Source organism: Kitasatospora sp. NPDC091276, assembly GCF_040684355.1.
Lineage (GTDB): Bacteria > Actinomycetota > Actinomycetes > Streptomycetales > Streptomycetaceae > Kitasatospora.
Genome location: NZ_JBFBFU010000014.1, coordinates 218,447 through 226,431, shown reverse-complemented (window position 1 = coordinate 226,431; position 7,985 = coordinate 218,447). Strand labels below are relative to the sequence as shown.

General features: G+C 67.2%; 5 protein-coding genes and 2 pseudogenes. 5 read left to right on the top strand and 2 right to left on the bottom strand.

Going from position 1 to position 7,985, the window contains the following annotated elements; genetic code table 11:
- Positions 1-132, top strand: a pseudogene (locus AB0O19_RS19890) (IS5/IS1182 family transposase); the annotation flags it as partial.
- 269 nt (positions 133-401) lie between these two features.
- Here the strand turns inward: AB0O19_RS19890 and AB0O19_RS19885 are convergent.
- Both AB0O19_RS19885 and AB0O19_RS19880 read right to left on the bottom strand, forming a co-directional pair.
- Positions 402-668 (bottom strand): hypothetical protein, encoded by a 267-nt coding sequence (locus AB0O19_RS19885; RefSeq protein WP_363621062.1) that lies wholly within the window; start codon positions 666-668, stop codon positions 402-404.
- Positions 665-4,537: a glycohydrolase toxin TNT-related protein gene (locus AB0O19_RS19880; protein ID WP_363621060.1), complete on the bottom strand. Its 3,873-nt coding sequence runs from the start codon at positions 4,535-4,537 to the stop codon at positions 665-667. Before AB0O19_RS19880 ends, AB0O19_RS19885 begins: the two co-directional genes overlap by 4 nt.
- 497 nt (positions 4,538-5,034) lie before the next feature.
- Here AB0O19_RS19880 and AB0O19_RS19875 point away from each other — a divergent pair, with 497 nt between their 5' ends.
- The 4 genes and pseudogenes from AB0O19_RS19875 (at position 5,035) to AB0O19_RS19860 (ending at position 7,928) form a co-directional block, all read left to right on the top strand.
- Entirely contained in the window at positions 5,035-5,505 is a 471-nt protein-coding gene (locus AB0O19_RS19875; RefSeq protein ID WP_363621058.1) for a hypothetical protein, read from the top strand.
- Between the two features lie 117 nt (positions 5,506-5,622).
- The gene (locus AB0O19_RS19870; RefSeq protein ID WP_363621056.1) at positions 5,623-5,751 is read left to right on the top strand and encodes a hypothetical protein; all 129 of its coding nucleotides are present in this window, start codon (positions 5,623-5,625) and stop codon (positions 5,749-5,751) included.
- Positions 5,752-5,763: 12 nt separating this feature from the next.
- Positions 5,764-6,177 (top strand): annotated as a pseudogene (locus tag AB0O19_RS19865) (trypsin-like serine protease); the annotation flags it as partial.
- A complete protein-coding gene (locus tag AB0O19_RS19860) occupies positions 6,129-7,928 on the top strand; it encodes a trypsin-like serine protease (RefSeq protein ID WP_363621054.1) in 1,800 nt (599 codons plus the stop codon). The pseudogene AB0O19_RS19865 and the gene AB0O19_RS19860, both read left to right, overlap by 49 nt.
- Positions 7,929-7,985 lie beyond the last annotated feature (57 nt).

Genomic DNA, 7,985 nt, shown 5'->3' with positions numbered 1-7,985 from the left:
CGCCTGATCAACAAGCTGAAGGCCTGGCGAGGCATCGCGACCCGGTATGACAAGACCCCGGACAGCTACCTCGCAGGCCTCCACCTCCGTGGCGCAATGATCTGGATCAAGGACCTCACCCGAACCCATTGATCACGACCGAATACGCGGCCTAGCGCCAGCAGTGGCGTAAGCGAGGTCAGACCGGGGTCACGACAGCCCGGGCGCGGCCACGAGGGACACGAAGGAGCCCAGCCAGATCGCCTGGCGGGGCTCCTCGGCCGGTCGTTCACGAAGACGGTGGGAAGCGCCCGGTCCGGAAGGTCCGAACCGGGCGTGCCCGGCTTATCGACCGTCCGAAGCCGACTCGCGTCGAAGGTCTCTTTCCGCGCCGTCAGCCGTGGTCGGAGGAGGCGGTGAACTCACCGAGAGCGGTAGATCTCCCACTGCCTCATGACGTCGGCATAGAGGTGGGAACATGCTTCCTCCTCCGATTCGAAGCTCGCCTTTACCCAGTGCTCGCCACGCTCCCAGACATCGATCGACCACCGGCCGTCGGTGCCCTCTACGAGGATGGGGACGGCCTCCAGCAGGTGGTCGAACGTCGACAGATCCCGAGTGCTGATCCCATAGAAGCGATTGCTCACCCCCGCCTCGTTCAGGCGTTCCAGGAGCTGGTGACGATTCATGCGCATTTCATTCCGTTCTCGAAGACGAGGTACCCCTCGATGCAGAGTTCCTGGACGGACTTCTGCAGCTTGAACTGGGTGGCGCCTCCCGGCTGTTCGAACCACCCCGCCACCTTGCTCCGCTCGACCGCACCCGCAGCCTCATCGAGATCCTTGGCCCACTTGTAGCGATAGTACTGCAGCGACATACTGTCGGGCGGAATCGCCCGTTGGGCGAACGAAGCATTCTCGGAGGCCGGGGACAGCCACCTACCGTTGCTCTCACCGAATCGGTCCCAGACCTCACCCGCCTTGATCTCACCCTTGGCGAGCAGGCGCTTCGTTCCTTCGATGGCATATTCCTTCGGGTAGTTCCATCCAGCGTGGACCTTACCAGCCGCGTCGGTCCAGGCCTGCGGGTTCCAGTATTTCCCGACGAACTGCTCCCTCGTCAGGCCTCCATAGCGCTTCCAGCCATCGGCCATGCGCGCCACTGCGCTCGGGATAGCACTAGGGCCGAGCTTTCCCGCGGCTGCGAGCTCGTCGGCGAGGGGCCTGAACCTGACGTAGGCCGATACCAGATCGTCTATTTGAGTCTGAGTCAGTTTGAGCACGGCCTGGTAACGCGGGCTGAGCAGAGACAGCTCGCGCAGGGTCATGCTCGTCCTGATGCCGAGTTGCCTGAGGAGGGGCTTGAGGAAGGACTTCGGGACGCTGGCTTCCTGCATCTGCAAGGTGACGAACCCGCCGTCGGCCTTCAGCTTCTTCACCATGTCGTCGCCGCACATGGCGCGGTACGGCTTCATACCGAAACCGAGACTGTGCTCGCAGTACGTCATGAGAAGGTTAGGCATCATCACCGAGTCAGGCCTCAACTCGATCATCCGCCAGTCGACGTCACCACCGTTCTCCAGCAGCCACTTGTCGAAACTCGACGCGATTCCCCCGCAGTCCCACAACGGATTGTTCAGCGCGTACCCGTTGACGTAACAGACGCCACCGAGTTCGATGACGTTGGTGCCCGCCGGATAGGCAGAGATGAAACCGATGCCCGAGCCTACAGGGGGAGAGTCGTTCGGAGGATTGGTGCCCGGCTGGGCTCCGTTCTGCTCCTGCTTGCGGCGCTCCTCCTGCTCCTTCTTGACGAGAGCGTTCGCAGACTCCCACGCCTCGCGCCCCACGGCCATGGCCTCGAGTGCACTCTGGTTGGCCGCGAGAGCGGACTGTCGTGCTTGCTCTGCAGAGACACGGGCCATCTGCGCGTAGACCTTGGCGTGCGCGGCCGAAGTACTGGCCCAACTCGCAGACTTCTGTGCTGCTGTCGCCGAGTTGCTCGCCGAGGTGGCCGCGGCCTTGGCCCGCTTTACGGAGTCGACGGCACTCTTAGCGGACTGCTCGGCGTCGACTGCGGACTTCTTCGCGTCGGCAGCAGCCTTTTGCGCAGCGGTTGCGGCATCGGAGGCCTGCTGGGCATAGCCGGCAGCCTCGGCCGCCGCGCCACGGGCGGTGGCGGCCGCACTTGCGGCTTCCGCCGCATCCTGACGGGCGTTGGCGGCCAGCACCTTTCCGTCGGCCACCATGCGGCGCACTTCGGCGATGTGGACAGCGTCCTGGTAGTCCTGTTTAGCGATCTCGTACTGGCCGTGGGCGATGAAGTCCCGCAGCATGGCGTTGGGCGCGGCCATCGCCGCCTGAGAAGCAGCCTGGACGCGAGGTGAACTGGCGTAGATCAACTTCAGTGCTTCGGCCCGGTCGTCCTCCCGACGGGCCGTGTACTGACCGGCGGCCAGGAAGGCACGCAGGGCCTCCGGGGTTCCGGCGTCCAAGGCGGCACTGCCCTGCTTCTGCACGGCCGGACCGCCCGCGTTCATCAAGACAAGGACCTGCGCCCGGTACTCGTCCCGCATGGCGCTGTACTGGCCGGACTCCAGGAACGCGGCCTGAACCTCCGCTGTATCGGACAACGCCTTCTCAGCGGCGGTTCGGAGCGCGGTGACCTGGCTGGTGGCCAGATGCGAGATCTTGCTGTGGTCGTCCTGAGCGGCAGCCTGCCTGCGCCCGGTGCTCAGCCACTGCTTAACGTCGACATCTCCACCGACCAGTGCATACTCGGCGGCCGCAGAGGTCCACGGCGCTCCGGTGCTCAACAGCCGGACCGCGGCCTGCCGCCCCTTCAGTACAGCTGTAGCCGAAGCGGTTCCCGACGCGGTGGCCTCGGCCAGCAGGCGCTTGGTGTCCTCATCCTGCCGTGCTGTCTCGGCTCGCTCCCATTCGACCTTCGCCTGCGACGCGGCCTCCTGGCGGGCTTCCTCCTCGGCGGCCAGCACGGCGAGCGCGGTGCTGGCTTCCCGCGTGCTCGTCTCGGTGACCCTGGCTGTGGCCTCGACCGACTCTGCCTGGTTGGCCGCAGTGGTCGCATTGTCGGCCGCAGTGAGGGCAGCCTCGGCGTGCTTGGTCGCCAGACCGGCCCAATCGCCGGCCTGTCCGGCCTGCGCTGCCGCGTCCTCGGCCGCCGCCGCGGCGGCGTTCGCGTGAGCCGCGGACTTCTCGGCTGCGGTCTTGGCCTCGTCGGCAGCGGTCATCGCCTGCTGCGCGGCGGCCTGGGCCGACGTTGCGGCGCTCCGAGCGGTTGCCGCCGCACGCTTGGCCCGGTCGGCCGCGATCTTCGCGTGGCGGGACTCGGCAGCCGAGACGTTGGCCATCGAGCCGGCCTCGGACGCCGCTTGTGAGGCGGCGGCAGCGTGGTCACTCGCGCTGAAAGCCGCGGCGCCGGCGTTCAGCGCCTCCTTCATCGCCGTCAAAGCGGAGAACACGGCCTTTGCCGCGTTGGTTGCACCGAGCGCCGCGTCCCGGGCATCCTTCGCAGCCTGTTTGGCCGCATTCGCCTGGTTCTTGTCCTTGGCGGCAGCGCTCGCCTGATCGTAGGCGCGTGCGGCGGCGCGCCCAGCCGCAGCCGAGGCGGCAGCCGCGGAAGACGCCGCTGCGGCTGCGGTGCGAGCGGCGTTGCTGGCGTTGTTGGCGGCAGTGACGGCAGTGCTCGCCGCAGTGGCGGCGCTCTCCGCGGCCGAAGCGGCCCGTCCGGCCGCAGCGGACGCGTCCTGGGTCGAACTCTGGGCCGCGGCTGTCTCGTCCTTGGCCCGCTGGGCCGCCTCCTTGGCCAGCCGGGCGGCGTCCACCGCCCGGCCTGACGCCTCCTTGGCGGACTCCGTTTCCGCCTTCGCCCGCTGGCTGGCTTGACGGGCGTCCTCGACCAGTTGGCTGATCGTCATGGACTCCTGGTCCTGGGCCCGGGCGACGTGTTGCTCGGTGTCCAGGAACTCCCGCACTGCGTCAGGGCCGCCGTCGAGCGCGGTGCTGCCCGCGGCCTGCAGCTTCGGTCCGCCCACGTGCATCAGCCGCAGGACCTGGACCCGGTCGTCCTCGAGCTGCGCCTTGCGCAGTCCCTCGCCGAGGAAGGCGGTGTAGGCCTCGGTGGTGTGGGCGTCGAGAGCCCTGTTGCCGGCCTCGTTCACGGCGACCCCGCCGCTGAACATGGCCTTCAGAATGGAGGCCCGCTGGTCCTCCACCCAGGGTGCCTTCCAGCCGGACTCCAGGAAGGCGTGTACATCCTTCTGTCCGGCGAGGGCGGGCTCGGCGGCCTTCCGAACGCCCGGACCACTGACACCGACCAGTTGAAGCAGCCTCAGCCGCTCGTCGTCCTGGAAGGCGCGTGGCAGCTCGGTTGCCAGAAACGCAGCGACCTGCTCATCGGTTCCGGCCAGGGCTCGCTCGGCGGCAGCCTTGACCGTCTCACCGCCGGAGCGCCACTCAGCCAGTGCCAGGGCGCGATTGTTCGCCGTCGGCCCGGCTGCCCCCGCTGTCCCGTTCTCCGCAAAGGCCGGGGTGCTCATGATGCCTGTGGTCAGTGCGAGGGCGGCGAGCCCCGTCGCAAGGCGCCGCCAAGGTGCAGGCCCCGGGCCAGTTTTCAAGCGTATCCCCATCCCGTGTCTTTTCATTTCCCCTCGAAGTCATCAATTCGACACCTGAGTGCGAGTACAGAAGATCTAGTCATGGCCAGGCATGATCGCACATAAACCAAGCAGGAGGGAAAGTCTACGGTCTTCATTTGGGCGGTCAGAGAGGTGGGCTGACGGGCACCCAAGGTCGTCGCTATTGTCCACATTTGGCGGTGTTCTCCTGCGGTCACCATCACCAGGAGGAGGCAATTCAAGCGCCAACAGTCAGTCAAGTGGTATCAATTACGCTTGCCGACCGAGGACAGGGCGGGGCCAGGTCGCCCTGCCTCAATGTCGTCTCACGGCGACAGAGGATAGCTTGTCCGTTTTAATCATGAATGAAAAGGTAAGGATAGGTGTGTGCTGAAATGAGATCCTCCAGGGTGCTGACCATGAGTGCCGCAACCGTCCTGGCGATGTCGCTGGGAATATCGGCGGTCTCTGCCACGGATGGTGGTAGCAGTGCTGGTGGTGCGGGCGCCGATCTGCCGCCGGTTGCCGTGGAGGACTTCACGCACCCGGGCGCCGACCGCGTGCTCGCCGACACCGGCGTCGTCCTGAAGCGCGGCGACGGGCACATCACCCTCGTTCCCTGCGATGGAACGCCCGGACTTCTCAGAGTATTCGCCCGCGACCTCCAGGACTTCTGCCTCCGCATGACCGGAGACAAGGGCTATCTGAGCTTGGAGGTCCCGCGGATCACCGGAGTCAGGGGTAATGACTACAACGTCTCCATCAACACGACGGCGGGCTCCAGTACGACCTCTTTCACGGTGAAGAAGAACACGTGGACGCCCGTTGGTTCGAGCACGGATCCGGAGGGGCGTGATTACACGCTGATGGAAGTCACGGCCACCAAGTAGCCCTCTCGAAGGCGGTGTTCACCGCCGAATCGGTGGCCGGGTGGGTGTCACGCCCCGTCCTCCGTAGTCGGCCGCCTGTCTCTGTCGGATCCCTTCTGTTCATCCGAGGAACGAACCATGTACTCCAAGACCGCCCTGGCTGGGCAACGAGCCGGTGTGGCCGCCACTGCCGCCTGTGTCATCGCGACCTTCTCAATCCCCGCGGCACAGGCCGTCACCGGTGAGCCGGCCGCCGACGGCGCGTAGCCCTACGCGGCCCGGATCGTCATAGGCGACAACCAGCGTGCCTGCACCGGCGCGCTCGTCGACCGCAACTGGATTCTGACCGCGACGTCCTGCTTCGCCGAGGACCCGGCGCAGCCGCAGGCCCTGGCCGCGGGGGCGCCACACCATCGGCGACACCATCCACCTGTTCGCCATCAGCGGCGACGACCGGATTTGGACCGCCGACAAGAAGGCCGACGGCAGCTGGACCAGCTTCTACCCCGTTGCCAGCAGCGCCATCCAGGGCATTACCGCCACCCCGGCCGACTGAGCCGAACCTGTAACCCGTTCCCGCCGGGCCGCCCCTCCCAGGTAGGCCCGCCCGGCGGGGTCCCATACCTTCAGGGGAGAACCTCTCCATGTCCCACACCACTACTGCGTCCCGCTCCCGGCGGGCGGGCGTGCTGATAACGGCCGCAGTCGCCGGCGCGCTGACTACCTTCTCCGCATCCCCGGCCGGCGCCGTCCCCGGCGACGCGGTCGCCGGCGGCACGTACGCCTACACTGCCCGCCTGGCGATCGGCGACAACGTGCGCGCCTGCACCGGCGCGTTGGTCGACCGGTACTGGGTGATCACCGCCGCGTCCTGCTTCGCTGACGACCCGGCACAGCCGGAGGCCCTGGCCACGGGCGCCCCTACGTGGAAGACCACCGCAACCGTCGGCGACAAGACGGTCGACGTGGCCGAACTCGTGACCCGTCAGGACCGCGACCTGGTCATGGCGCGCCTTGCCACCCCTGTCACCGGCGTCGCGACGCTCCCCGTCGCGACCACCGCGCCCACGACCGGTGAAAACCTGCGCGTGCCCGGCTACGGCCGGACCAAGGACGAGTGGGTGCCGAACAAGCTCCACTCGGGGGCCTTCACCCTCGACACCATCGCCGCAACCGCCATCGGCACCACCGGTACCGGCGGCGCCGCGATCTGCAAGGGCGACACCGGCGCCCCCGCGATCCGGGAGAAGAACGGCAAGGCCGAGCTCGTCGCGGTGGCCTCCCGTTCCTGGCAGGGCGGCTGCCTCGGCGAGACCGAGACCCGTACCGGCGCCTCCTCCAGCCGCGTCGACGACGTCGCCGGCTGGGTCCAGCAGACCGTCTCCACGTGGTCCAAGGCGGTCGACTACTCCTCCGCGGTCGTCAACTCCGTGTACAACCCGGATTCCAAGACCGCCGAGATCTTCGCCCTGGGCACCGACGGCGTCCTCGCCCACGCCTCCAACACCGAGGGCAAGGGTTGGAGCTCCTGGTCGACCCTGGAGAACTGGCAGTTCAGCGGCATCCCCGCCACGATCTACAACCCCGCCACCAAGGCTCTCGAGCTGTTCGCCATCGGCAAGACCGGCGAGCTCTGCCACAACTACTGGGACCCGGGCACCAGGAAGTGGGTCGGCTGGAGCGTCATCCCCAGCGCCCTCAAGCTCAAGGCCAACCCGGTCGCCGTGTTCAACCCCTCGAACCAGACCGCCGAGGTGTTCACCCTGGACACGAACGGCTACATGACCCACACCTACAGCACCAACGGCTCCCGCTGGGACGACGTCCGGGGCCTGGGCAACTGGCAGTTCACCGGCACCCCCACCACCCTCTACAACCCCGCCACCGACGCCGTCGAACTCTTCGCCACCAGCAACCGCAACGAACTCGGCCACAACTACTGGGACAACAAGGCCAAGACCTGGAGCGACTGGAGCACCATCGGCGGCCAGGCCGTGACCGGCAGCCCCACCGCCGTCGTGAACCCGGCCAACAACAGCGCCGAGGTCTTCGCCACCACCACCAACAACACGATGGCCCACAGCTACAGCCTCAACGGCGCCCGCTGGTCCGACATCACCACCATGGGCGGCTGGCAGTTCAACGGCACCCCCACCGCCGTCTACAACCCCGCCGCAGGCGCCGTCGAACTCTTCGCCGTCCGCAACACCGGCGAACTCGGCCACAACTACTGGAACAACAACACCAGGACCTGGGCCGACTGGAGCACCATCAGCGATTGGAAGTTCTCCGGCACCCCCTCCGCCACCTACAACGCCTACACCAACACCCTCGAACTCTTCGCCACCGGCACCAACGGCACCATGTCCCGCGCCACCTACCAGAACAACCAGTGGCTCGCCTGGGAGAGCATGCCCGGCTGGACCTTCGCCATCACCGGCTGACCAAGCCACGACCGCACGGTGCGCCCGCACAGGCCACCCCCATCTCGGGCGCACCAC

Bases quoted from the DNA above. Each gene is read 5' to 3' on its own strand.
- AB0O19_RS19885 (WP_363621062.1), bottom strand. From the start codon at position 668: ATGAATCGTCACCAGCTCCTGGAACGCCTGAACGAGGCGGGGGTGAGC.
- AB0O19_RS19880 (WP_363621060.1), bottom strand. From the start codon at position 4,537: ATGAGCACCCCGGCCTTTGCGGAGAACGGGACAGCGGGGGCAGCCGGG.
- AB0O19_RS19875 (WP_363621058.1), top strand. From the start codon at position 5,035: ATGAGTGCCGCAACCGTCCTGGCGATGTCGCTGGGAATATCGGCGGTC.
- AB0O19_RS19870 (WP_363621056.1), top strand. From the start codon at position 5,623: ATGTACTCCAAGACCGCCCTGGCTGGGCAACGAGCCGGTGTGGCCGCC.
- AB0O19_RS19860 (WP_363621054.1), top strand. From the start codon at position 6,129: ATGTCCCACACCACTACTGCGTCCCGCTCCCGGCGGGCGGGCGTGCTG.